This window comes from Streptomyces sp. SM11, assembly GCF_002910905.1.
GTDB lineage: Bacteria > Actinomycetota > Actinomycetes > Streptomycetales > Streptomycetaceae > Streptomyces.
Map to the genome: position 1 here is coordinate 1 of NZ_NEUE01000126.1, position 23837 is coordinate 23837.

Consider the following 23837-nt stretch of genomic DNA (forward strand, 5'->3'; position numbering starts at 1 on the left):
GGGAGGGGGATCGCCGCGTCGGCGAGGAGTTGTTCCCGTCCGACGAGGACGGCGTGGCCTTCGACGGTGCCCTGGACGCCGAGTCCGGGGATGTTCTGGAAGTCCTCGGGGGTGGGGAGGGGGCCGGTGATGTCGGTCGCGGCGGCGGCGACGGCTTGGGCGATGGGGTGTTCGGAGGCGTTCTCCAGTGCTCCGGCGAGGCGGAGGACTTCGGTGGGGGTGGTGGTGGGGGTGGTGTGGGTGGTCTGGAGGGTCATGCGGCCGGTGGTGACGGTGCCGGTCTTGTCGAGGACGATGGTGTCGGCGCGGCGGGTGGTTTCGAGGACTTCGGGGCCCTTGATGAGGATGCCGAGCTGTGCGCCGCGTCCGGTGCCGACCATGAGGGCGGTGGGGGTGGCGAGGCCGAGGGCGCAGGGGCAGGCGATGATGAGGACGGCGACGGCCGCGGTGAAGGCTGCGGTGAGTCCGGCGTCGTTGCCGAGCCAGAAGCCGAGGGTGGCGAGGGCGAGGGCGATGACGATGGGGACGAAGACGGCGCTGATGCGGTCGGCGAGGCGTTGTGCGGAGGCCTTTCCGTTCTGGGCGTCTTCGACGAGGCGGGCCATGCGGGCGAGTTGGGTGTCGGTGCCGACGCGGGTGGCTTCGACGACGAGGCGGCCGCCGGCGTTGAGGGTGGCTCCGGTGACGGTGTCGCCGACGCCGACCTCGACGGGGACGGACTCGCCGGTGAGCATCGAGGCGTCCACGGCGGAGGCGCCCTCGACCACGGTCCCGTCCGTGGCGATCTTCTCCCCGGGACGGACGACGAAGCGATCGCCGACGACGAGCTCACTCGCCGGGACGCGTACCTCCCGGCCGGCCCTGAGGACGGCGACGTCCTTGGCGCCCAGATGCATCAGCGCCCGCAGCGCCGCGCCGGACTTCCGCTTCGCGCGGGCCTCCAGATAGCGGCCCAGCAGGATGAACGTGATGACCCCGGCCGCCACCTCCAGGTAGATCGTCGAGGTGGCGTCGGCGCGCGAGACGGTGAGGTCGAAGCCGTGGCGCATGCCGGGCATGCCCGCGTCGCCGAGGAACAGGGCCCACAGCGACCAGCCGAACGCGGCGAGCGTTCCGAGCGAGACCAGTGTGTCCATCGTGGCCGCGCCGTGCCGGAGGTTGGTCCAGGCGGCGCGGTGGAAGGGCAGGCCGCCCCAGACGACGACGGGCGCGGCGAGGGTGAGGCTCAGCCACTGCCAGGAGTCGAACTGGAGGGCCGGGACCATGGCGAGCAGGACGACGGGTACGGCGAGCACAGCGGAGACGACGAGACGCTGCCGGAGTGCGGCGGGGGAGGTGTCCGCTTCCGGGTCTGCTTCCGCGCCCGCTTCGGCTTCCGCCTCCGGTTCCGCTTCGGCGTCCCGGGCCGGGCGCCGGTCCCCGTCCTGGCCGGAATCCCCGTCCGTACGGCGGGCCGCGTCGGCTTGCGCGTACGTGTCCGGGGCGGCGGCAGGGGGTGTGGCAGCAGGAGGCGGGGCGGTAGGCGGCGGCGTGGCAGGCGGAGTGGCGGCATCGGGTCCTGCTGATGCCTTCCGTTCCGGCCGGGCGACGGGGCGGGCCGTGTAGCCGGTCTTCTCGACCGTGGCGACGAGGTCGCTCAGCTCCAGCCCGTCCCCGAAGATGACGCGGGCCTTCTCGGTCGCGTAGTTCACCGTGGCGGTGACGCCGTCCATCCGGTTGAGCTTCTTCTCGACGCGGGCCGCGCACGAGGCGCAGGTCATCCCGCCGATCATGAGCTCGGCTTCAGAGGCGTCGGCGGCCGGGAAATCGGCTGCTGCTGTGCTGGCCATGTCCGGAACTCCTGGGAAACGCAGATCGGGCCGTACCCCACCAGTATCTGCTGGTGGGGCCGGCCCGACGGTGAACGGGGTGCTGCTGCTCCGGGGGCCGGGCTTCAGGCGGCCGGGCCGATGAGCTCGTACCCGGCCTCGTCCACGGCGACACGGACGGCGTCCTCGGCCAGCGGGGCCTTGGACGTGACGGTGACCAGGCCGGTGGAGGCGACGGCCGCGACCGAGGTCACGCCCGCGATGCCGGAGATCTCCTCCGACACGGAGCCCTCGCAGTGGCCGCAGGTCATGCCCTTGACCTGGTACACGGTGGTGACCGCGTCGGTCTGCTCGATCTGCACGTCGGCCGCACCGTCGTGGCAGGAGCCGGTGGGCGAGCAGCAGGAGCCGGTGGACTGGGGGGTCTCGGTCTCGGCGGTCATGACGTTCTCCTCTTCGCGAACACGTTTCGGCGGCACGACGGGGTACGTGGGGCCGCAGAGGGCTCCGTGGCGCCCCGTCTCATCCATACTATACCCCTAGGGGGTATGGATGTGCTCCGGTGGTGCCGCGTGCCGGGCGGTGGTGCGCGGAGTGGTCTACGGCGCGCGGTGGGCCCGGTGCGGCGCATCGTCGCCGACCAGGGGATCCAGGTAGCGGAACATGATCGTCTTCAGCTCCTGGATGTAGGCCGCGCGCTCCTCGCCCTCGTGGGCCATGATCAGGTCCAGTCCGGCCTTGAAGAGCATGAAGGTCATGTCGGCGATCCGGTGGACCTGCCCGGCGGGCGTGTCCGGGAGGTAGCCGGCGAGCACCGATTCGACCCGCGTCAGCATCGTGGCGTGCAGCGTGTCGTGCTCCTCGGTGATCCGGCCGGGGATCTCCGAGCCGTGCATCAGGACGGAGAACGCCGGATTCTCGCAGTTGAAGGCGATCAGCGGGTCGAGGATGGCGTCCAGCATGCGGTCGAGTGGCAGCTCGATATGGCTCTGGGAGAAGGCGGCGCCGTAGGTGTCCCGCCAGTGGTTGAGCAGCTGGTCGCCGAGCTCGACGGCGATGGCCTCCTTGTTCGGGAAGAACTGGTAGAGCGTGCCCGGTGACACCCCGGCCTCGCGGGCGATGGCGTTGGTGCTGGACGCGGTGTAGCCGCTGGCGCAGAAGACGTTGGCGGCGGCCCGGAGCAGCTGGGCGATACGGGCCTCGCCGCGCGCCTGGCGGCGGCGCGGGCGGGCGGAACCCGGCGCTCCGCCGGCTGCGCCGGCGATGGATCCGCCGTCCGCTCCGTCCGCTGCGGCGCCCTTGGTGGCTTTGGCCTCCGACACGGTCAATCCCCGGCTCTCATGATGCGGTTGACAAACGCGAGTGCTCGCTCGCATTCTAGTGAAACGCGAGCGACTACTCGTGTTTGCCAGGGTAAGTGGCAACGACCGACCCATGCTGCCTTGTGCTGCCCGGGTCTCGGTGAAGGGGACACCGCACCATGTCCGAAGTCAACCGTTCCGTGCCGCCGTCGTCCGGCGGCTGGACCCGGTTCGTCACCGCCCGGCCACGGCTCGCGCTGCTGGCCGCGCTGGTGATCACCGCGCTTGCCGTGTTCGCAGGGAGTGGGGTGGCGGACCGGATGGGCAGCGGCGGCTGGGAGGCCCCCGACGCCGAGTCGACCTATGCGACCGACGTGCTGGCGCGGGAGTTCCCCGCCTCCCAGCCCAACTTCCTCCTTCTGGTGGACAGCGGCTCCGCGACCGTGGACGCCCCCGTGGTGGTCGCCGAAGCCGCCCGCCTCGTCGAGCGGCTGGAGGCCGAGCCGGGTATCTCGGGCATCGGCTCCTACTGGGGAACCGAATCGCCCGCCCTGCGCTCCGAGGACGGTCACGAGGCGATCATCGCCGCCCGGATCGGGGGCGACGAGAAGACCGCGGGCGAGACCCTCGACCGGATAGCCCCCGCCTTCGCGGGGGAGCGGGGTCCGGTGACGGTCTCCCTCGGCGGGCCCGTCGCCGTGCAGCACGAGATGCAGACGATCATCCAGGAGGACCTGCTGCGGGCCGAGCTGATCGCCCTGCCGGTGACGCTCGTTCTGCTGGTCATGGTCTTCGGCAGCGCCGTCGCCGCGCTGCTGCCGCTCGGTGTCGGCATCGTCGCCATCCTCGGCACCAACGCCGTGCTGCGCGGCCTGACGGAGTTCACCGATGTCTCGGTCTTCGCCATGAACCTCACCACGGCGCTCGGCCTCGGACTCGCCATCGACTACGCCCTGTTCATCGTCCGCCGCTTCCGCGAGGAGCTGGCCGGCGGAGCGGATCCCCGGACGGCGGTGGGCACGACGCTGCGGACCGCCGGGCGTACGGTGCTGTTCTCCGCGCTGACCGTGGCGGTGTCCCTGTCGGCGATGCTCGTCTTCCCGCAGTACTTCCTGAGGTCCTTCGCCTACGCCGGGATCGCCGTGGTCCTCCTGGCCGCCGCTGCCGCACTGATCCTGCTGCCCGCGGCACTCGTGCTGCTCGGCCACCGGATCAACGCGCTGGACCTGCGCCGGCTGCTGCGCCGCAGAAGGGGGACGGGGGCCACGGAGGCCCCCGTCTCGCCGACCGGCGGGGGATGGGCGCGGTTCGCCGAGCTGGTGATGCGCAGGGCGCCGGTCTTCGCCATCGTCACCGCGGTGGGGCTCGTCCTCCTGGGACTGCCCTTCCTCGGCGTCAAGTTCGGTACGGCGGATGACCGACAGCTCCCCGCCGGAGCCGAGTCCCGGGTGGTTCAGGAGCACATCCGTGAGGGCTTCCCCGGCAGCCCGGGGGGCGGCCTGGAGATGCTGGTCGAGGGGGAGGGGACACCCGCCGCGTACGCAGCCCTCAAGGACCGGATCGAGAAGGTCCCGGGAGTGCTGGGCGTCGACGGCCCGGTCGCGGCGGACTCGGCCGCGTACTTCAGCGTCCTGCCGGACGGCGAAGCGGTCGGGGAGGGGGCCCAACAGCTCGTACGGGATCTGCGCGCGATGCCCGCCGACTCCTTCGACACCTCGGTGACGGGCACGGCGGCCGTCCTCGTCGACTCCAAGGACGCCATCGCGGACCGGCTGCCCTGGGCGATCGGCATCATCGTCGTGGTGACCCTGCTCCTGGTCTTCCTGCTCACCGGCAGCGTGCTCATCCCGCTCCAGGCGGTCGTGCTCAACGCCCTCAGCCTGACCGCGATGTTCGGTGCGGTGGTCTGGGTCTTCCAGGACGGGCACCTCTCCGGGATCCTCGCCTTCACCAGTACGGGCGACATCGAGACGACCCTGCCCGTCCTGATGTTCTGTGTGGCCTTCGGTCTCTCCATGGACTACGGGGTCTTCCTGCTCTCCCGCATCAAGGAGGAGTACGACCGGACGGGCGACCACGAACGCTCGGTCACCTTCGGCCTGTCCCGCACCGGCGGTCTGATCACCGCGGCCGCCGTGATCCTCGCGGTCGTGATGGTCGCCATAGGCACCTCGCGGGTCACCAACACCAAGATGCTGGGGCTCGGGATCGCCCTCGCCGTCCTGATGGACGCCATGGTGGTCCGCAGCCTGCTGGTCCCCGCAGTGATGAAGCTGACGGGCCACGCCACTTGGTGGGCCCCCGGGCCGCTGCGCGCCTTCCACCAGAGGTTCGGCCTCAGCGAAGGGGATCCGGCCCCGGCCGGTTCCACCGCTCCGGAAGCTCCGGGCGACCGGGGCGCCCCCGGGGACGCGGAGCCCTCAGCAGAGGCCGAGGGCATATCCGGGGCGGGCGTGGAGATTGCCGAACCGGTGGGCCGCTGAGGCCCGCGCATGGACTCCGTGCCGGGGTCCGGGGCTGGGGTCCGGTGCTGGGGCCCGGGGCTGGGAATCTGTTCGGAAGAGGCGCTCCGAAAGCCGTTCGGAAACAGCTCTCGGGGAGGCTGGGAATGCCCCCGGGGCGGGCCCCTGCGGCCCGTGCGGCATCCAACGGGTGGAGGGCGGGGGTGCCGGGCCACCGCCCGGACCGGAGGTCTCCCGAGGCCCACCGGTGAGATGAGAGAAAGTCCTCTGACCTGGGCCTTCGTGCTCCGATTGCCTAGAATTACCCCATCGGAAAAGGGGGCCCGGATGGACCGGAACATACACACGACGGACGACGTGCTGGCACTGATGGATGGACTGTTCGCCCCGGGGGCGGACCGGTGGACGGCCGACGGGGCGTCCTGGTGGGACGACTTCTACGTGGACCGTTCGAAGGCGGTGCCGTTCTTCGTGGACAAGCCCGACGAGAACCTCGACGCGTATCTCCGTCAGGGTCTGATCACCCGGGGCAGGGCGCTCGACCTAGGCTGCGGACCAGGCCGTAACGCGCTGTACCTGGCCTCGCTCGGCTTCGACGTCGACGCGGTCGACCTCTCCCCGGAGGCGATCGCCTGGGCCCGGGAGCGGGCGGACGGGGCGGGGGCCCGCGACCTCCGGTTCCACCGCGGTGACGCGTTCGCGCTGACGGCGGCGAGGGCCGCCCTGGCCGGGCCCTACGACCTGATCTACGACTCCGGCTGTTTCCACCATCTGCCGCCCCATCGGCGTATCAGCTATCTCGCCCTCCTGGAGCGCTGCCTCGCGCCCGGCGGACACTTCGCGCTCACCTGCTTCGCCGCCGGGGATGGCGGGATGGGGTCGGAACTGCCGGACGCCGAGCTCTACCGGTCGGGCGGCCTCCAGGGCGGACTCGCCTACTCGCCCGAGGCGCTGCGCCGGATCTTCTCCCGTCTGGCGGAGGTCGAGCTGCGCCGTATGAACGACGAGGGTCCCCAATCCCCGCTCTTCGGGGAGCCGTTCCTCTGGACGGCCCTCTTTCGCGCGGACGCCCAGAGGTAGACGGGTCCGGGCTGTGCGCGGCGCGGCCCGGCGAAGTCGGACAGGGGGCGCGTCAGCGGCCCCGGTTGCGGGGGCGGGAGGCCACCCAGGCGCGGACGGTGTCGCCGTACCAATACGGCTTCCCGTTCTTCACCTGGTCGGGCGGGGGCAGCAGCCCGTGCTTGCGATAGGAGCGGACGGTGTCCGGCTGGACCTGGATATGCGCGGCAATGTCCTTGTAGGACCAGAGCGTTCTGTCCGTCATCAGTGACACCCTCTCGGCACTTCTCTGTACTTCTCTGCTCTGCTGCGCTCCGCGGCGCAGGCTGACGATCACTCAGCCTGTGCTCGGTTGAACGACCTCGCGGGGCAGGCGGGGTGGGGCTGTTGACCGGCTGTGACAGAAAACCCGTGTAATGGAGATATGTGTGCCGAAATGGTTACTGCTGTGGCAGACGGGATGAACCGCGGTCGGCGTTGCGGAGGGCGGCCGATGTCAGACCCCGGTGCCACGATGAAGGGCATGAGCAATTCCGAACGCCCGATGCCCCCTCTGGTCGCCGACGAACGCACCTCCCTGGAGAGCTGGCTCGATTTCTACCGCGCGACCCTCGCCCAGAAGTGTGCGGACCTGCCTGAGAACGGCCTGCGCGAGGCGTCCGCGGCGCCCTCGCCGATCACGCTGCTCGGACTGCTCCAGCACCTGGCGGAGGTCGAGCGGAACTGGTTCCGCCGGGTGCTCGCGCAGGAGGACGCCCCACCGCTCTTCTCCCCTCCGGCCGGCGGCGGGGACGGCGCCGAGGGCCGCGACGGCGGCTGGGACCTCGCCGAGGACTCCACCTACGAGCAGGCGTTCGCGCAGTGGGAGGCCGAGGTGGCCCGGGCCCGGCAGAACTGCGCGGCACGGGCGCTCGACGACACCAGCCCGTTCATGGGCGGGCAGGTCACGCTGCGCTGGATCTACACCCACATGATCGGCGAGTACGCCCGGCACTGCGGCCACGCCGACCTGATCCGCGAACGCGTCGACGGACGCACGGGAGTCTGACCCGGGCTCAGGCCGTGGTGCCGGACGTTCCGCAGGAGCGGAGGAACTCCCGGGTGCGGCGCGCGATGGGGAAAGGCTTGTCCGGCGGACACGGGTACATGTCCTGCTCCACGATCGCGAACAGGTCGACGTCCAGGGCGCGGGCCGCGTCCAGGACCGGTTCCAGGGCGGGGACCCCGCCGGGTGGCTCGCACATCACGCCCCGGGCCACCGCAGGGCCGAACGGGACCTCGTCCGCCACCACGGCTGCCAGGATCTCCGGATCGACCTGCTTGAGGTGGAGGTAGCCGATGCGCTCCCCGTACGTCTCGATGAGCTTGACGCTGTCGCCGCCGCAGTAGGCGTAGTGCCCGGTGTCCAGGCAGAGCGACACCAGGTCCGAATCGGTGGCGTCGAGGAAGCGGTTGACGTTCTCCTCGGTGTCGATGTGGGTGTCGGCATGCGGGTGGACGACGATCCGCAGCCCGAACCGCTCCCGGACCTCCCGGCCCAGCCGCTTCGTCTGCGCGGTCAGGTCCCGCCACTGCGTGGGGGTGAGCGTGCGGTCCTCAAGCACCTCGCCCGTCTTGTCGTCGCGCCAGAACGAGGGGATGACGACCAGGTGTTCGGCGCCCATGGCCCTGGTCAGTCCGGCGATGTCCGCGACATGCGCCCAGGTCCGGTCCCAGACGTCCGGGCCGTGGTGCAATCCGGTGAAAACGGTCCCGGCGGAGACGGTCAGCCCCCGGCTGCGGGTCTCGTCGGCCAGCCGGGCCGGGTCGGTGGGCAGATAGCCGTACGGACCGAGCTCGATCCACGCGTACCCGGCCTCGGCCACTTCGTCGAGGAAGCGTTGCCAGGGCACCTGCCGTGGGTCGTCGGGGAACCACACGCCCCAGGAGTCGGGGGCCGAGCCGATACGGATGCGGGCCGAGGAGCGGACGGAGGGGGTCATAACGCCCAGCCTCCTGGCCGCTGCGGAAGGGTGTCAAGAGTTCGTCCGAATGTCCGGACAAAATGTTGACAGGGTTCCCGGGAGGGGGCTAGACCTGGGACCAGCCGGTCACCGGTGAGGTCGAAGGGATGCGTATGCCTGAGCCGTACGACGTGATCACCATGGGGCGGATCGGGGTGGACCTCTATCCGCTGGTGGTCGGGGTGCCGCTCGCCAGGGTCGAGACGTTCGGCAAGTTCCTCGGCGGTTCCCCGACGAACGTCGCGGTGGCGGCGGCCCGGCTGGGGCGGCGGACGGCCGTGATCACCCGGACCGGACAGGACGCCTTCGGAACGTATCTCCACGAGGAACTGGAACGGTTCGGCGTGGACGCCCGCTGGGCGACGGCCGTGGCGCGGTATCCGACCCCGGTCACCTTCTGCGAGATCTTCCCGCCGGACGACTTCCCGCTCTACTTCTACCGGCAGCCAAAGGCCCCCGACCTGGAGATCCACACGCCGGAACTCGACCTGGACGCGGTGCGCGACGCCAGGATCTTCTGGATGACGGGTACCGGACTCAGCGCCGAGCCGAGCCGTTCAGCCACACTGGCCGCACTTGAGGCGCGCGGCACCGGCCCGGCGGCTGCGACGGAGCGCGCCACCGGCCCCGCAGGCGGGCGTACGGCGACCGTCTTCGACCTCGACTGGCGGCCCATGTTCTGGGACGGGGGCGACGACAGCACCGAGGCGCCCACGCGGTACCGCGAGGCGCTGGCCCATGCCACGGTGGCCGTCGGCAACATCGACGAGTGCGCGATCGCGACCGGCGAACGCGAACCGTACGCCGCGGCCCGCGCCCTGCTCGCGGCCGGGGTGGAGCTCGCCGTCGTCAAGCAGGGGCCGAAGGGTGTGCTCGCCGTCCACCGCGACGGCACCACCGCCGACTGCCCGCCGCTGCCGGTGGACGTGGTCAACGGCCTCGGCGCGGGCGACGCGTTCGGGGGCGCGCTCTGTCACGGGCTGCTCGCCGGCTGGCCCCTCGAACGCCTGGTGCGGTACGCGAACGCGGCCGGCGCGATCGTCGCCTCCCGGCTCGCCTGCTCGTCCGCGATGCCGTTCCCGGACGAGGTCGAGGGAGCCCTCGCGGCCGGAGCCGTCACGGCGGACTTCGGAGACCAGGCGAACCCCGGTGCGGTGGCCGACTCCGGCGCTTCGGCCGCCCCCGGTGCGGTGGACGCCCCCGGTGCTTCGGCCGACCCCTCGGCCGGAGCGGGCTCATGACGCCTCTCGCGTCCTCCCTCTCCGAACTCGTGCGGCTGAGAGCCGAGCGCCCCGAAGCCGTCGCCGAGGCCGCCGCGCGACGGAAGCGGCGACGGCTGATCCGTCACCCCGGCGACCGGTTGATGATCATCGCGGCCGACCATCCCGCGCGCGGCGCGCTCGCCGTGGGGGACCGGTCCCTCGCCATGGCCAACCGCTTCGAGCTGTTGGAGCGGCTCCGCCTCGCGCTCTCCCGCCCCGGGGTCGACGGCGTGCTCGCCTCCGCCGACGTCCTGGACGATCTCCTCCTGCTCGGAGCCCTGGAGGACAAGATCGTGATGGGCTCGATGAACCGCGGCGGGCTGGCCGGGGCCGCGTTCGAGCTCGACGACCGGTTTACCGGCCACCGCCCCGAGGACCTGGTCCGGCACGGGTTCGACGCGGGGAAGCTGCTGCTCCGCATCGACCACGACGACCCGGGTTCGCTGGACACCCTGCACACCGCCGCCCGTACCGTCGACGCGATGGCGGCGCACCGGCTGCCCGTCTTCATCGAGCCGTTCCTCTGCCGCCGCGTCGAAGGCCGCCTCCGCAACGATCTCGGCGCCACCGCCGTGGCGACCTCCATCGCCATCGCGTCGGGCCTCGCCGGGACGTCCGCGTATACCTGGCTGAAGGTCCCCGTCACCGACGCCCCCGATGCCATGGGCCGGGTGATGGAGGCCTCCACGCTGCCCGCCGTTCTGCTCGGCGGCGAGGTCGGCGACGACCAGGACGCCGCGTACGGGAAATGGCGCGACGCGCTGCGGCTGCCCACCGTGCGGGGGCTGGTCGTGGGACGCTCGCTGCTCTACCCGGTCGACGGGGACGTGACGTGTGCCGTCGACACCGCCGTATCGCTGCTCCGGACGGGTAGGGAAGGGGCATGACGACGCATCACCCCCACCGGGGGCAGCACCAGGAACGGGATCAGCACCACCTGCCGGCCGGCAGCGCCGCACGTGGGGTGTACGCCGTCGACATCGATCCCGAGCGGGCCGGCTGGGACCGATCGTCCCTGCGGGTGCTGGAGCTGGAGCCGGGCGGTGTTCACACGCTTGTCACCGGCGGTAGCGAATGGATCGTCCTGCCGTTGGCCGGTGCCTGTACGGTGCATACGGCAGGTGAGACCTTTGAACTGCTGGGCCGGGAAAGCGTGTTCAGCGGGGTCACCGACTTCGCCTACGTGCCGCGCGACGCCCATGCACAGATCGCCTCCGGCGCAGGAGGCCGCTTCGCCCTGGCAGGAGCGAAGTGCGAGCGACGACTCCCCGCTCGCTACGGCCCCGCGCCGGAGGTACCCGTTGAGCTGCGCGGCTCCGGGACCTGCTCGCGCCAGGTGAACAACTTCGCCGCGGCCGGCACCTTCGACTGCGACCGGCTGATCGCGGTGGAGGTCCTCACCCCCGGCGGCAACTGGTCCTCGTACCCGCCCCACAAGCACGACGAGCACGTGCCGGGCGAGGAGTGCGAACTGGAGGAGATCTACTACTTCGAGGTGGCGGACGGCGGGCTCGGCTACCACCGGGTGTCCCCGTCGCGCGACGGCGGTACGGACGTCCTCGCCGAAGTACGCGGCGGTGACGTCGTCCTCATCCCCGACGGCTGGCACGGCCCGTCCATGGCCACGCCCGGACGGACGCTGTACTACCTGAACGTGATGGCCGGGCCGGGGGAGGAGCGCGCCTGGCTGATCCGCGACCATCCCGACCACCGGTGGATCCGCGACACCTGGCGGGACGAGCCGATCGACGCCAGACTCCCGCTGTACACGGCGCATCCGTCGCCCGGCCCGGAGGTAACGCCTTGAGCCCGACGAGTCCCGCGAGCCCGACGCACCCCACCCCCACCCGTCGCCTGACCACCGCTCAGGCCCTGGTCGCCTTCCTGGCCCGGCAGTACACCGAGCGCGACGGCCGACGGCAGCGGCTCATCAGCGCCACCTGGGGCATCTTCGGCCACGGCAACGTCGCGGGCATCGGCCAAGCACTCGTGGAGGCGGGCGGCGGCGGAAACGGGACCGGACACGAGACCGGGGCCGGAAACGGGATCGCGCACCGCATGCCGTACCTCCAGGGCCGCAACGAACAGGCCATGGTGCACGCGGCCGTCGGGTACGCCCGCCAGTCCGGCCGGCTCTCGGCGCACGCGGTGACCACGTCCATCGGCCCGGGGGCCACCAATCTCGTCACCGGGGCCGCGCTCGCCACGATCAACCGCCTGCCCGTCCTCCTCCTGCCCGGCGACACCTTCGCGACCCGGCCCGCCGACCCCGTACTGCAACAGCTCGAAGTGCCGTACGCGGGCGATGTCTCGGTCAACGACTGCCTGCGCCCCGTCTCCCGCTACTTCGACCGGATCACCCGGCCGGAGGCGCTGATCCCGGCGGCCCTCCAGGCGATGCGGGTCCTCGCCGACCCCGCCGAGACCGGGGCCGTCACGCTCGCGCTGCCGCAGGACGTCCAGGCGGAGGCGTACGACTGGCCGGAGGAGTTCTTCGCCGAGCGCGACTGGCACGTCCGCAGGCCCGCCCCCGACGCGTTCGAACTGGAAGCGGCGGTACGGGCGGTGCGCTCAGCCCGCCGCCCGCTGATCGTCGCGGGCGGCGGGGTCCGGCACAGCGCCGCCGAGGAGACGCTCGCCGCGTTCACCGCCGCGACCCGCATCCCGGTCGCCTCCACCCAGGCGGGCAAGGGTGCGCTTCGCCACGACCACCCGGCCGACGTCGGCGGCATCGGCCACACCGGCACCGCCACCGCCGACGAGCTGGCCCGCGCCGCCGACCTGGTGATCGGCATCGGCACCCGCTTCTCCGACTTCACCACCGCCTCCGGCACGCTCTTCGCCGGTCCGGAGGTCCGCTTCCTCCACCTCAACATCACCGGCTTCGACGCCCACAAGCTGGCCGCCCTCCCGCTGGTCGCCGACGCCCGCGCGGGACTGGAGGCGCTGACGGCGGCGCTCGCCGGACGCGGCTACCGGGTCGACCCGGCGTACGAGACGGAGTACACCGGCGCGAAAGAGGCATGGGAGGAACGGGTCGAGGCGTCCTTCGCCACCCCCGACCCCACCGCGCGCCCCACCCAGACCCAGGTCCTCGGCCTCCTGGACGCCCTGGTCACCGAGGACGACATCCTCATCAACGCCGCCGGCTCCCTCCCCGGAGACCTGCACAAGCTCTGGCGCACCCGCTCCCGCGACCAGTACCACGTCGAGTACGGCTACTCCTGCATGGGCTACGAGATCCCGGCCGCGATCGGCGTCCTGCTGGCGGCCGAAGCCCGCGGGCCCCACCGCCCGGACGAGCCGGGCCGCCCCGTCTGGGCGCTCGTCGGCGACGGCACGTATCTGATGAACCCCACCGAGATCGTCACCGCAGTCCAGGAGAACCTGCCGCTGAAACTGGTGATCCTCCAGAACCACGGGTACGCCTCCATCGGCGGCCTCTCCGAAGCGGTCGGCGCCGAACGCTTCGGCACGGCCTACCGCCACCGGGCCGCCGACGGCGGCTTCACCGGCCCGCCACTCCCCGTCGACCTGGCAGCCAACGCGGCCTCCCTCGGCATGCGGGTCCTGCGCGCCACCACCGTCGACGACCTGCGCAAAGCCCTCTCCGAGGCCCGCGAAGCCGACGGTGCCACTTGTGTCTACGTCGAGACCGAAACGCCCGACACAGTGTCGGGCCCCCCTCCGGCACAGGCGTGGTGGGATGTTCCGGTAGCCGAAACCGCGAGCCGACCGGCGGCGGTCAAGGCCCGGGAGGAGTACGACCGGCAGGCCGCCGCCCGACGCTGCCACCTGTGAAGCCCTGCCTGACCCCGCTTGAACCTGCCTGAGCGGCCAGAAGCCTGAAGGAGTACGTCATGACGAAGACCGTCAACCACTGGATCGGCGGCAAGACAGTGGAGGGCACGTCGGGCCAGTACGGTCCCGTGACGGACCCGGCCACCGGCGCGGTCACCACGCAGGTGGCACTCGCCTCCGTGGAGGAGGTCGACGCGGCCGTAGCGGCGGCGAAGGCCGCGTACGCGACGTGGGGCACGTCCTCGCTCGCCCAGCGCACCACGGTCCTCTTCCGCTACCGCGCGCTGCTCGACGCCCACCGCGACGACATCGCCGCGCTGATCACCGCCGAGCACGGCAAGGTGCACTCGGACGCGCTGGGCGAGGTCGCCCGCGGTCTGGAGATCGTCGAGCTGGCCTGCGGAATCACCACCCAGCTCAAGGGCGAGCTGTCCACCCAGGTCTCCAACCGGGTCGACGTCTCCTCGATCCGCCAGTCGCTCGGCGTCGTCGCGGGCATCACCCCGTTCAACTTCCCGGCCATGGTGCCGATGTGGATGTTCCCGCTGGCCATCGCCTGCGGCAACACGTTCGTGCTGAAGCCCAGCGAGAAGGACCCGTCGGCCGCCAACCTCCTGGCCGAGCTGGCCTCGGAGGCCGGTCTCCCGGACGGCGTCCTCAACGTCCTGCACGGCGACAAGGTGGCGGTCGACGGCCTGCTCGACCACCCCGACGTGGCCGCAGTCTCCTTCGTCGGCTCCACCCCCATCGCCCGCCACATCCACGGCACGGCCTCCGCCAACGGCAAGCGCGTCCAGGCGCTCGGCGGCGCGAAGAACCACATGCTCGTCCTCCCGGACGCCGACCTGGACGCGGCCGCCGACGCGGCGGTCTCGGCGGCGTACGGCTCCGCCGGTGAGCGCTGCATGGCGATCTCCGCCGTCGTCGCCGTCGGCGCGATCGGCGACGAGCTGGTCGCCAAGATCCGTGAGCGGGCCGAGAAGATCACGATCGGCCCCGGCAACGACCCCGCCTCCGAGATGGGCCCCCTGATCACCGCCGCCCACCGCGACAAGGTCGCCTCCTACGTCACGGGCGCCGCCGCCCAGGGCGCGGAGGTCGTCCTCGACGGCACGGGCCACACGGTCGAGGGCTTCGAGGACGGCCACTGGATCGGCCTGTCCCTCCTGGACAAGGTCTCCACCGACTCCGACGCGTACCGGGACGAGATCTTCGGCCCGGTGCTGTGCGTGCTCCGCGTCGACACGTACGAGGACGGCGTCGCCCTCATGAACGCCTCGCCGTTCGGCAACGGCACCGCGATCTTCACCCGCGACGGCGGCGCGGCCCGCCGCTTCCAGCTGGAGGTCGAGGCCGGCATGGTCGGCGTCAACGTCCCGATCCCGGTCCCGGTGGGCTACCACTCCTTCGGCGGCTGGAAGGACTCGCTCTTCGGCGACCACCACATCTACGGCAACGACGGGGTGCACTTCTACACCCGCGGCAAGGTCGTCACCACCCGCTGGCCCGACCCGGCCGACGCCCCGTCGGGTGTCGACCTGGGCTTCCCGCGCAACCACTGAGGGCCGCCCCCGCCGCCCCCGCCGCCCCCGCAGTCCTCGCCGGTCCCCGCCCGCACCCCGGTGCCGGCGGGGACCGGTGCGTCGGGCTGCGACGTTTGCCCGGCCGTGACGTTCGTCGGGCCGTGACGCCCGTCTTCCAGGTAGTGAACCGGAGGTTCCCCCGCACCGGCATGCCGGCGGAGCCCCGCCACCCCGAGAAATGCGGATGCCGGGCCACCGCCCCGCCCTGCATCCTGTGACCCATGAACACCCCGGCCCTCCCGCCCCGTTACGAGATCCGCGCCCAGCACACCGCCTCGACCGTCACCGTCTACCAGGCGTACCGGCCCGCCATCGGGCTCCCCGCCGCACGTGACGGGCGGTTCCCGGCGGCCTGGAAGCGGGACCGGACGACATGGATCAAGCCCAGCTTCCTGTGGATGATGTACCGCTGCGGATGGGGCACGAAGGAGGGGCAGGAGGTCGTCCTCGCCGTCGAGATCGACCGGAGCGGCCTGGAATGGGCCCTCGCGCACGCCGAACTCTCGCACTACGTAAGCGATGTGCCCCCCGACGAGAGGTCCTGGAAGCGCAGCCTGCGCGCCGCCCCCGCCCGGGTCCAGTGGGACCCCGAGCGCGACCTCGACCTGAACCCGCTCCCGTACCGCTCCTTCCAGCTCGGGCTGAGCGGCGAGGCCGCACGGCGGTACGCGGACGAGTGGACCGTGTCCGTCCGCGACGTCACCCCGCTCGCGCGCGAGGTGCGCGCGGCGGTCCGGGCGGGGGAGCGGGAGCGGGCCGCCACCCTGCTGCCGGTGGAGACACCGCTCGGTCTCGCCGCGCCCCGGCCGGTGCGTCGTACCCGGGAGCGCCCGTCTACCGCGAGGCACCGCCCCCGAACTCCCACGCCAGCATCCTGACCCCTCCGTCGTCCCCCGCCCCCGCCGACCGGTACGTCGCGAGCGCCGCCTCGTTGTCCTCCTCCACGCCGACCCACTGGCCGCAGCACCCCCGCTCCCGGGCGATGTCCACGAGCGCCAGTGTCAGGGCCCTGCCGATGCCCCGGCGGCGGAACGGTTCGTCGACGCCGAGTTCGTACAGGCACATCTCCGTGCCCTTGTCCGGGTGCAGCATCTCGATGCCCGAGACGAAGCCCGCCGGGACGCCGTCCACGTACGCGATCAGCATCAGGTGACCGTCCGCCGCGAGGAAGCGGGCGGCCCGTTCCTCGCGGGGCGGTGCGTCGTAGAGGTGGCCGGCGGCCAGGAGTTCCGTGACGGTAGTAGCGCGGCGAATGTCCACAAGGGCCTCCCGCGGCAAGGGTTCTGAACGCATTCTGTACCGCGTCCGGAGTACGGCGGGGGTGGACCGTACCTCTCAGGGAGGCTGTTCACCTCCCCCTGGCGGCATTCGATCGGCTTGCGTCCTCCGCTTAGGGTCGGGGGATGGAGACTCCTACTGCTCGACGGTGGCGCCTGCTGCCCCGTACCCGGACCCGGTGGGCCGCGGCCGTGGCCGTGCTCGCCGTGCTCGTGGGCGGCGGCACCTGGACCGCCGTCGCCGACGACGGCACGCCCGCCGTGCAGCGCGAGGACCGGACGCTGCGGATGGACGGGGTGCCGATCGACACCTCGTACTTCCACGCCGAAGGCTCCGGCAAGCGGCCCGCCGTGCTCATCGGGCACGGCTTCGGCGGCAGCAAGAACGACGTACGGGCCCAGGCCGAGAAGCTGGCCGCCGACGGGTACGCGGTGCTCACCTGGTCGGCGCGCGGCTTCGGGAAGTCCGGCGGGGAGATCTCCCTCAACGACCCGGACCACGAGGTCAAGGACGTCTCCCGGCTCATCGACTGGCTCGCGACGCGGCCCGAGGTGGAGCTCGACGGGAAGGGCGACCCCCGGGTCGGCCTCACCGGGGCCTCCTACGGCGGGGCGGTCTCCCTGCTCGCCGCCGGGCACGACGAGCGGGTCGACGCCATCGCGCCCGTCATCACCTACTGGAACCTCGCCGACGCCCTCTTCCCCGAAGGGGTCTTCAAGAAGCTCTGGGCCGGGATCTTCATCACCACCGGCGGCGGCTGCGAGAAGTTCGAGAAGCGGCTCTGCGAGATGTACGAACGGGTCGCCGTCAGCGGCGAGCCCGACGTCGAGGCCGTGAAGCTCCTCACCGAGCGTTCGCCGTCCGCCGTCGCCGACCGCATCAAGGTCCCCTCGCTCCTCCTCCAGGGGCAGTCCGACTCCCTCTTCCCGCTCGGCCAGGCCGACGCCATGCAGAAGGCCATCAGCGCCAACGGCGCACCGGTCTCCGTCGACTGGATCTCCGGCGGACACGACGGCGGCGACAGCGAGACCGGACGCGTCGAAGGGCGCGTCGGGAACTGGTTCGACCGGTATCTCAAGGAGGACACCGGCACCGGCACCGGGCCCGCCTTCCGCGTCACCCGGACCGGAGGCGTCGACTCCACCGACGGCGCCGCCCTCCTGCGCGGCGCGAGCAGCGACACCTACCCGGGGCTGCGCGGCGGCGGCCGGGACATCGCCCTCGGCGGCGGGACGAAGACCTTCCGCAACCCGGCCGGCGCCGCACCGCCCGCCATCTCCGCCGTGCCCGGCGCCGGCGGCGGACTCGCCCAGCTCTCCTCCCTCGGCGTCGGGCTCTCGCTCGACTTCCCGGGACAGTTCGCCCGCTTCGAGTCCGCCCCGCTGGACACCTCCGTACGCGTCACCGGCACGCCCACCGTGAAGGTGAACGTCACGGCGAGCGGCGACCGGGACGCGGTGCTCTTCGGCAAGGTGTACGACGTGTCACCGGACGGCAGACAGCAGGTGCTGCCCCACCAGCTCGTCGCCCCCTACCGGATCACCCCCGACCAGCAGGGCGAACCGGTCGAGCTGGCGCTGCCCGCGATCGACCACGCGTTCGACGCCGGGCACCGGCTGCGCCTCGTGTTCTCCGCGACGGACCTCGGTTACGCGTCCCCGGCCGAGCCCGCCACGTACACCGTCACCGCCGACGGGCCGCTGACCATCCCCACCGCGCCCGCCGTGACGACCGCGGCGGCCGCCCTCCCTTGGTGGACCTGGGGCCTCCCGGCCGCCGCCCTCGTCATCGCGGCCGCTCTGCTGCTCACCGCCCGCCGCCGGACCGCGACGCCCGCGCCGGACCCCGCGCTCACCGACGTACCGCTCCAGATCACCGGTCTTTCGAAGAAGTACGCGAAGTCGGTGGACCGGTACGCCGTGCGCGAGCTGTCCTTCCGTGTCGAGAAGGGCCAGGTCCTCGGACTTCTCGGGCCCAACGGCGCGGGCAAGACGACCACCCTGCGCATGCTCATGGGGCTCATCACCCCCGACGAGGGCGAGATCCGCGTCTTCGGGCAGGCCATCCGGCCGGGGGCCCCGGTGCTGTCCCGGGTCGGGGCGTTCGTGGAGGGGGCCGGGTTCCTGCCGCACCTCTCGGGGCGCGCCAACCTCGACCTCTACTGGCAGGCCACCGGCCGCCCGGCCGAGGACGCCCACATCGACGAGGCCCTGGAGATCGCCGGCCTCGGCGACGCGCTGGCCCGCGCGGTACGGACGTACTCCCAGGGCATGCGGCAGCGGCTCGCCATCGCACAGGCCATGCTCGGCATGCCGGACCTGCTCATCCTCGACGAGCCGACCAACGGGCTCGACCCGCCGCAGATCCGCGAGATGCGGGACGTGATGATCCGGTACGCGGCCGGCGGCCGGACCGTCATCGTCTCCAGCCACCTCCTCTCCGAGGTCGAGCAGTCCTGCACCCACCTGGTCGTCATGGACCGGGGCCGGCTCGTCCAGGCCGGGCCGGTCGCCGAGATCACCGGATCCGGCGACATGATCCTGGTGAGCGTGGCGGAGGAGGTGTCCGAGCCGCTGGCGGAAAAGGTCGCGGCCCTGCCGGGCATCGGTTCCGCCGTCCGCACCGACGACGGGCTCGGGCTCCTCGTCCGCCTCGACGGGGCCACCACCGCGCGGCTCGTCGCGGACCTCGTCCGGCTCGACATCCCGGTCACCGGCGTCGGACCGCACCGCCGCCTGGAGGACGCCTTCCTCACCCTGATCTCCGGAGGAGCAGCATGAGCGCCCCCACCCAGGCCCCCGAGGTCCGGGACGACACCGAGCATCCCGAGGCCGCCGGCTACCGCGCCCGGCGCACGCTTCCCCTCCGCGTCGAGGCGATGCGGCAGTTGCGCCGCCGCCGCACCCTGCTGATGGGCGGGGTGCTCGCCGCCCTCCCCTTCATCCTGATCATCGCCTTCGCGATCGGCGGCACGCCGGACGGCGAGGACGGTGGCGGCGGCCGGGGCGGCGGCCGGATCAACCTGATGGACGTGGCGACCGAGTCCGCCGCGAACTTCGCCGCCACCTCGCTGTTCGTCTCGGCCGGATTCCTGCTGGTGGTGCCGGTAGCCCTGTTCTGCGGGGACACCGTCGCCTCCGAGGCGAGCTGGTCCTCGCTGCGCTATCTGCTCGCCGCACCCGTGCCCCGCGTACGGCTGCTGTGGTCCAAGCTCGTCGTCGCGCTCGGCTTCAGCCTGGCCGCGATGGTGCTGCTGCCGCTCGTCGCGCTGGTGGCGGGCACGGCGGCCTACGGCTGGGGGCCGCTGAAACTTCCCACCGGGGGAGCGCTGGCCGCCGGGGACACGGTGCCCCGCCTCGCGATCGTCGTGGCGTTCATCTTCGTCTCCCAACTGGTCACCGCGGGCCTGGCGTTCTGGCTGTCCACGAAGACGGACGCCCCGCTCGGGGCGGTCGGCGGCGCGGTGGGCCTCACCATCGTCGGCAATGTGCTCGACGCGGTCACCGCGCTCGGCTCCTGGCGCGACTTCCTGCCCGCGCACTGGCAGTTCGCCTGGGCCGACGCGCTCCAGCCGCAGTTGGAGTGGGGCGGCATGATCAAGGGCACGGCCGTATCCGTGACCTATGCCCTGATCCTGTTCGCGCTGGCCTTCCGCGGGTTCAGTCGCAAGGACATCGTGTCCTGAACCTGATGTTCCGCCGGTTTCCCGCCCGCTGTTGCCGCATCGAGATGGTTCCGCAACGCTTTCGTCGACTCCGGCAGGCGGACCCGTACGTCACATTCACAGATGTCGAGGACATCGTGACGACGTGGGGGGTTACACATGCATCAGATCAGCCGGCGACACGAAGAGCGGGCAGGAGACTCGGCGGGAGATCGGGCAGGAGGCTGGGCAGGGGGTCGGCCGGGGGGCCGGGCCGGAGCCGTGGCGCTTCTCCTGGCGGGCGCCCTGCTGCTCACCGCCTGCGGCGGCGGCGACAGCGGCTCGGAGGGCACGCGCGGCGTGACCTCGGACACGCGCAAGGGGCAGGGGTCGACGGGCAGCGGACAGCCCGCGCCGGACGCGGCTGCGTCCGAGAAGGGCCGGGCGGCCGCGCCGACGGGAGAGGACGGGGACACGGGAAGGCCGGAAACCGTGGCGCCCGACTACCTCTCCACCTTCGCCCTGGACGTGGACACCGCCAGCTACGGCTACGCGCGCCGCATCCTCGGCGACGGCAGGCTGCCCACTCCCGAGGACGTACGCCCCGAGGAGTTCGTCAACAGCTTCCGCCAGGGGTACGAACGCCCGAAGGGGCCCGGCTTCTCGGTGAACGTCGACGGGGCGCGCATCGCCACCGGGAAGGGCGGGGGCGGTGGAACCGGAGCCTCCGACTGGTCGCTGCTGCGCGTCGGCCTGGCCACCGAGGTCGCCCCGTCCACCGCTGAACGGCCGCCCGCCGCTCTCACGTTCGTCGTCGACATCTCGGGGTCCATGGCCGAGACCGGCCGCCTGGACCTGGTCAGGAAGTCCCTGGACATCCTCACCGACGAACTGCGCGACGACGACTCCATCGCCCTGGTCACCTTCAGCGACGAGGCCGAGACCCGGCTGCCGATGACCCGGGTGAAGGGCAACCGGAACCGGATCAAGGGCGCGGTGCGGGAGATGCGGCCGGCGCAGTCCACCAACGTCGAGGCGGGCATCACCCTCGGCTACGAGAAGTCCGTCGACGGCCACCGCGAAGGCGCCACCAACCGGGTGGTGCTCCTCTCCGACGCCCTCGCCAACACCGGTGACACCGAGGCCGAGGGAATCCTGAAGAAGATCGACTCCGCCCGCCGGGAGTACGGCATCACCCTCTTCGGCGTCGGCGTCGGCAGCGACTACGGTGACGCGTTCATGGAGCAGCTCACCAACAAGGGCGACGGGAACACCACGTACGTCGGTGACGCCGAACAGGCCCGCAAGGTCTTCGTCGGCCAGCTCCCCGCCCACCTGGAGATCCGGGCCCGTGACGCAAAGGCCCAGGTGGCGTTCGACCGGAAGACCGTGAAGCAGTTCCGGCTGATCGGCTACGAGAACCGCAAGGTCGCCGACGAGGACTTCCGCGACGACAGCGTCGACGGCGGCGAGGTCGGCCCCGGCCACACCGTGACCGCTCTGTACGCCGTCCGGCTGCGCGAGGGCGCCTCCGGCACCGTGGCCAAGGCCACCGTGCGCTGGCTCGACCCCAGGACCCGCAAGCCCCGGGAGGAGACCGGAACCGTGCGGACGGAGGCGGTCAAGGGCTCCCTGTGGGGCGGCGAGAACGACCGGCTCCAAGTGGCTGCCGTGGCCGCGTACTTCGCCGATGACCTGCGGGGCGGCGAGCTGCCCGGAGCGCCCGGGCTCAGCGAACTCGCCTCCCGGGCGGACGGGCTGGCGGAGGCGACCGAGGACAGTGCCGTCAGGAAGCTGGCCACGGCGATCGGACAGGCGGACCGGCTCAGGGGCGGAGCCGGAACGGGCGGCGGGCCGGAGCCGAGCGAGGGTGAGATCGGCTGAGACGGGGAAGGCGGCATACTGGGTTCAGTTCTCCGGCCCGCACCGTTCGTATCCCGTTCGTCATCGCACGGTTCCTCGTCAATCGTCGGCGGACCAACGGCGCGGCACCCGCAGGTCACCTGGGAGCGCCCCCTGCGCGGCGGCCTCAACCGCTGGCCGGCGTGCGGCGGCGCCCGGCTCCCGCTGCCCGATCGTGCCGGAGCGGGGGAGGAGGAGCCAGGAACCTCCGTCACACGTTGGGTACCCTGAGCCGGTCCCAGCTGGTCTTCCCCGGAATGCCGTCCGCGTCGCCGCCCGTGTAGCCCAGCTTGCGCTGCCAGGCGGCGTAGGATTTCCGGTCGGCCTCGGACCAGGCCGGGCCGGGCCCCACCGTGTACCGGCCGCAGCCCTCCGCGACCAGACGCCTGCCCATCACCGTGATGATCGCGCTGTTGCGGCCGACCTTGAAGAACGCGGCCCCCGGAAACGGCTCGTATCTCGGCTTCGGCGGCGGCTCCGAGGGGCCGTCCGGGGATCCGCCCAGCCGCTTGCCGATCCGTGTGCGCATCGAGTTCATGGTGAACCCGCGCGGATCGACCTTGCCCGGCTGCCACTCCAGATGCCCGATCACCGACCGCTGCGTCCAGCCGTGCGCACGGCAGACGGCGGCGGCTGCCCGCTCGATCGCCAGCAGCTGGGCCGCCGGCCAGGGATCCTTGCCGTCGCCGAGGTTGATGCACTCGAAGCCGTAGAAGTGCCGGTTGCCGTCGGTGTTGGCCTCGTTGTCCGGGGGCAGCGCCTTCTCCGCGATGACGGCGCGCAGGACGTCGTCGTCGCCGAGCCCGGCGTGGTTGGCCCGCCCGTTCCCCACGAGGTGGACGGACCCGTCCTTGGCGATGACCCCGTGGCAGAGCGGGCCGGGCAGGGCGGAGTGGCCGTTGTAGCAGAGCTCGACCGAGGACGCGGTGCCCGAGGTGACCGTGTGATGGATCATCACCCCGTGCGTAGGGCCCCAGGAACCCTTGTGGTTCCGGTTGTTGGTACGCCAGCTCCGGTGCTCGACGACGTGGAGGCCTTCGTCGCGGAGGGCTTTGAGCAGCTTGTCGGCGGACAACGGCGTCGCCATCGCGGCGCTCCTTTCCCTGATGGTGCGTAGTTCACGCGGGTGCTTCGATGTGGGGGTGGTGGGACCGGCGGAGGGACAGCGGCGCGGAGCCGCATACACCAGCCGGGTGAAGGGGGTGGTCGGGAGCGCCTCGCGGCGGGAATTCCGCATTGGGGCCCATCTGACGATTTGCCCGCTCGTGGGCCCTGCCGAACATCCCGCCGGACGGAAGGTTCCGCCGACATCGAACTCCTGTCCGGGTGTGTCCGAACTCCTGCCCGATGGGTGCGGAGTGGAGACCCCCGGCGCCGTGCCCCGCGGACCTGCGCACGCCACGGTGGGGGCCCGCCTCCTCCCGCTGTCGTATGCGGCCGGACGCCCCGCCTCCTACCGTGAGGGGGGGATGACCTTCGACCGCCTGGCCGCCCGTGTGCGGGCCCTGCCGCCGATCGTCGCGGATCTGCTGGTGGTGGCGGTGGTGGGCGTGTTCACCACCGCCGACGCGGCCGTCAACGAACCCGGCTACCGGCAGGCCGACGCGCTGACCTGGGCCCTCCTCGTGGTCTCGCTGGCGGCGCTCGCCTGCCGCCGCCGTTGGCCCGTTCCGGTGGTCTGTGTGACCGGGGCGGCGTGCGCCGGGTGGGCGCTGCACGGACACATCGGCGAACT

General features: G+C 72.0%; 19 protein-coding genes. 12 read left to right on the plus strand and 7 right to left on the minus strand.

What is annotated here, in order from left to right:
• From B9S58_RS09335 to B9S58_RS09345, 3 genes are all read right to left on the minus strand, one after another.
• On the minus strand, positions 1–1829 hold a 1829-nt coding region (locus B9S58_RS09335), incomplete at its 3' end, for a cation-translocating P-type ATPase (RefSeq protein ID WP_103531649.1).
• A gap of 104 nt (positions 1830–1933) precedes the next feature.
• Positions 1934–2251, minus strand: a complete 318-nt coding sequence (locus B9S58_RS09340) for a heavy-metal-associated domain-containing protein (protein ID WP_103531650.1) — start codon at positions 2249–2251, stop codon at positions 1934–1936.
• A 156-nt stretch (positions 2252–2407) separates the two neighbouring features.
• Positions 2408–3130: a TetR/AcrR family transcriptional regulator gene (locus B9S58_RS09345; RefSeq protein WP_103531672.1), complete on the minus strand. Its 723-nt coding sequence runs from the start codon at positions 3128–3130 to the stop codon at positions 2408–2410.
• Positions 3131–3288: 158 nt separating this feature from the next.
• On the opposite strand from B9S58_RS09345, the gene B9S58_RS09350 reads away from it, so the two are divergent.
• Both B9S58_RS09350 and B9S58_RS09355 read left to right on the plus strand, forming a co-directional pair.
• Positions 3289–5592, plus strand: a complete 2304-nt coding sequence (locus B9S58_RS09350; RefSeq protein WP_103531651.1) for an MMPL family transporter — start codon at positions 3289–3291, stop codon at positions 5590–5592.
• A 306-nt stretch (positions 5593–5898) separates the two neighbouring features.
• Positions 5899–6651, plus strand: coding sequence for a class I SAM-dependent methyltransferase (locus B9S58_RS09355; protein WP_103531652.1), 753 nt, complete (start codon positions 5899–5901; stop codon positions 6649–6651).
• Between the two features lie 52 nt (positions 6652–6703).
• On the opposite strand, the gene B9S58_RS09360 is transcribed toward B9S58_RS09355, so the two are convergent.
• Positions 6704–6895 carry an AlpA family transcriptional regulator gene (locus B9S58_RS09360; RefSeq protein ID WP_010064909.1) on the minus strand — a complete coding sequence of 64 codons (192 nt, stop codon included), beginning with the start codon at positions 6893–6895 and terminating at the stop codon, positions 6704–6706.
• 258 nt (positions 6896–7153) lie between these two features.
• Here B9S58_RS09360 and B9S58_RS09365 point away from each other — a divergent pair, with 258 nt between their 5' ends.
• Positions 7154–7678: a DinB family protein gene (locus B9S58_RS09365; protein WP_181009244.1), complete on the plus strand. Its 525-nt coding sequence runs from the start codon at positions 7154–7156 to the stop codon at positions 7676–7678.
• A gap of 7 nt (positions 7679–7685) precedes the next feature.
• Here B9S58_RS09365 and B9S58_RS09370 read toward each other — a convergent pair whose 3' ends face one another.
• Positions 7686–8612: a sugar phosphate isomerase/epimerase gene (locus B9S58_RS09370; RefSeq protein ID WP_103531653.1), complete on the minus strand. Its 927-nt coding sequence runs from the start codon at positions 8610–8612 to the stop codon at positions 7686–7688.
• A gap of 134 nt (positions 8613–8746) precedes the next feature.
• On the opposite strand from B9S58_RS09370, the gene iolC reads away from it, so the two are divergent.
• The 6 genes from iolC to B9S58_RS09400 all read left to right on the plus strand — a co-directional run bounded on the left by iolC (position 8747) and on the right by B9S58_RS09400 (position 16157).
• A complete protein-coding gene (iolC, locus tag B9S58_RS09375; protein ID WP_103531654.1) occupies positions 8747–9874 on the plus strand; it encodes a 5-dehydro-2-deoxygluconokinase in 1128 nt (375 codons plus the stop codon).
• Positions 9871–10782, plus strand: a complete 912-nt coding sequence (locus tag B9S58_RS09380) for a deoxyribose-phosphate aldolase (RefSeq protein ID WP_103531655.1) — start codon at positions 9871–9873, stop codon at positions 10780–10782. The genes iolC and B9S58_RS09380 overlap by 4 nt, the downstream gene beginning before the upstream one ends.
• Positions 10779–11702 (plus strand): 5-deoxy-glucuronate isomerase, encoded by a 924-nt coding sequence (gene iolB / locus B9S58_RS09385; protein ID WP_103531656.1) that lies wholly within the window; start codon positions 10779–10781, stop codon positions 11700–11702. Before B9S58_RS09380 ends, iolB begins: the two co-directional genes overlap by 4 nt.
• Positions 11699–13696: a 3D-(3,5/4)-trihydroxycyclohexane-1,2-dione acylhydrolase (decyclizing) gene (gene iolD / locus B9S58_RS09390; protein ID WP_103531657.1), complete on the plus strand. Its 1998-nt coding sequence runs from the start codon at positions 11699–11701 to the stop codon at positions 13694–13696. The genes iolB and iolD overlap by 4 nt, the downstream gene beginning before the upstream one ends.
• A gap of 59 nt (positions 13697–13755) precedes the next feature.
• The gene (locus B9S58_RS09395; protein ID WP_103531658.1) at positions 13756–15258 is read left to right on the plus strand and encodes a CoA-acylating methylmalonate-semialdehyde dehydrogenase; all 1503 of its coding nucleotides are present in this window, start codon (positions 13756–13758) and stop codon (positions 15256–15258) included.
• Positions 15259–15500: 242 nt separating this feature from the next.
• The gene (locus tag B9S58_RS09400) at positions 15501–16157 is read left to right on the plus strand and encodes a DUF4291 domain-containing protein (protein ID WP_103531659.1); all 657 of its coding nucleotides are present in this window, start codon (positions 15501–15503) and stop codon (positions 16155–16157) included.
• Here B9S58_RS09400 and B9S58_RS09405 read toward each other — a convergent pair.
• On the minus strand, positions 16114–16539 hold the full coding sequence (locus tag B9S58_RS09405) for a GNAT family N-acetyltransferase (protein ID WP_103531660.1): 426 nt from the start codon (positions 16537–16539) through the stop codon (positions 16114–16116). The two genes, B9S58_RS09400 and B9S58_RS09405, sit on opposite strands and share 44 nt — an antisense overlap.
• Positions 16540–16682: 143 nt before the next feature.
• Here B9S58_RS09405 and B9S58_RS09410 point away from each other — a divergent pair, with 143 nt between their 5' ends.
• The 3 genes from B9S58_RS09410 to B9S58_RS09420 all read left to right on the plus strand — a co-directional run bounded on the left by B9S58_RS09410 (position 16683) and on the right by B9S58_RS09420 (position 22084).
• The gene (locus tag B9S58_RS09410) at positions 16683–19337 is read left to right on the plus strand and encodes an alpha/beta fold hydrolase (RefSeq protein ID WP_181009245.1); all 2655 of its coding nucleotides are present in this window, start codon (positions 16683–16685) and stop codon (positions 19335–19337) included.
• Positions 19334–20242 (plus strand): ABC transporter permease, encoded by a 909-nt coding sequence (locus B9S58_RS09415; protein WP_103531661.1) that lies wholly within the window; start codon positions 19334–19336, stop codon positions 20240–20242. The genes B9S58_RS09410 and B9S58_RS09415 overlap by 4 nt, the downstream gene beginning before the upstream one ends.
• Positions 20243–20380: 138 nt before the next feature.
• Positions 20381–22084, plus strand: coding sequence for a von Willebrand factor type A domain-containing protein (locus B9S58_RS09420; RefSeq protein ID WP_103531662.1), 1704 nt, complete (start codon positions 20381–20383; stop codon positions 22082–22084).
• Between the two features lie 229 nt (positions 22085–22313).
• Here B9S58_RS09420 and B9S58_RS09425 read toward each other — a convergent pair whose 3' ends face one another.
• The gene (locus B9S58_RS09425) at positions 22314–23189 is read right to left on the minus strand and encodes a peptidoglycan-binding protein (RefSeq protein WP_103531663.1); all 876 of its coding nucleotides are present in this window, start codon (positions 23187–23189) and stop codon (positions 22314–22316) included.
• Positions 23190–23837: the final 648 nt, after the last annotated feature.

Bases quoted from the DNA above. Each gene is read 5' to 3' on its own strand.
- B9S58_RS09425 (WP_103531663.1), bottom strand. From the start codon at position 23,189: ATGGCGACGCCGTTGTCCGCCGACAAGCTGCTCAAAGCCCTCCGCGAC.
- B9S58_RS09370 (WP_103531653.1), bottom strand. From the start codon at position 8,612: ATGACCCCCTCCGTCCGCTCCTCGGCCCGCATCCGTATCGGCTCGGCC.
- B9S58_RS09380 (WP_103531655.1), top strand. From the start codon at position 9,871: ATGACGCCTCTCGCGTCCTCCCTCTCCGAACTCGTGCGGCTGAGAGCC.
- B9S58_RS09400 (WP_103531659.1), top strand. From the start codon at position 15,501: ATGAACACCCCGGCCCTCCCGCCCCGTTACGAGATCCGCGCCCAGCAC.
- B9S58_RS09420 (WP_103531662.1), top strand. From the start codon at position 20,381: ATGCATCAGATCAGCCGGCGACACGAAGAGCGGGCAGGAGACTCGGCG.
- B9S58_RS09365 (WP_181009244.1), top strand. From the start codon at position 7,154: ATGAGCAATTCCGAACGCCCGATGCCCCCTCTGGTCGCCGACGAACGC.
- B9S58_RS09360 (WP_010064909.1), bottom strand. From the start codon at position 6,895: ATGACGGACAGAACGCTCTGGTCCTACAAGGACATTGCCGCGCATATC.
- iolB (WP_103531656.1), top strand. From the start codon at position 10,779: ATGACGACGCATCACCCCCACCGGGGGCAGCACCAGGAACGGGATCAG.
- B9S58_RS09395 (WP_103531658.1), top strand. From the start codon at position 13,756: ATGACGAAGACCGTCAACCACTGGATCGGCGGCAAGACAGTGGAGGGC.
- B9S58_RS09415 (WP_103531661.1), top strand. From the start codon at position 19,334: ATGAGCGCCCCCACCCAGGCCCCCGAGGTCCGGGACGACACCGAGCAT.
- B9S58_RS09355 (WP_103531652.1), top strand. From the start codon at position 5,899: ATGGACCGGAACATACACACGACGGACGACGTGCTGGCACTGATGGAT.
- iolC (WP_103531654.1), top strand. From the start codon at position 8,747: ATGCCTGAGCCGTACGACGTGATCACCATGGGGCGGATCGGGGTGGAC.
- B9S58_RS09350 (WP_103531651.1), top strand. From the start codon at position 3,289: ATGTCCGAAGTCAACCGTTCCGTGCCGCCGTCGTCCGGCGGCTGGACC.
- B9S58_RS09410 (WP_181009245.1), top strand. From the start codon at position 16,683: ATGGAGACTCCTACTGCTCGACGGTGGCGCCTGCTGCCCCGTACCCGG.
- B9S58_RS09340 (WP_103531650.1), bottom strand. From the start codon at position 2,251: ATGACCGCCGAGACCGAGACCCCCCAGTCCACCGGCTCCTGCTGCTCG.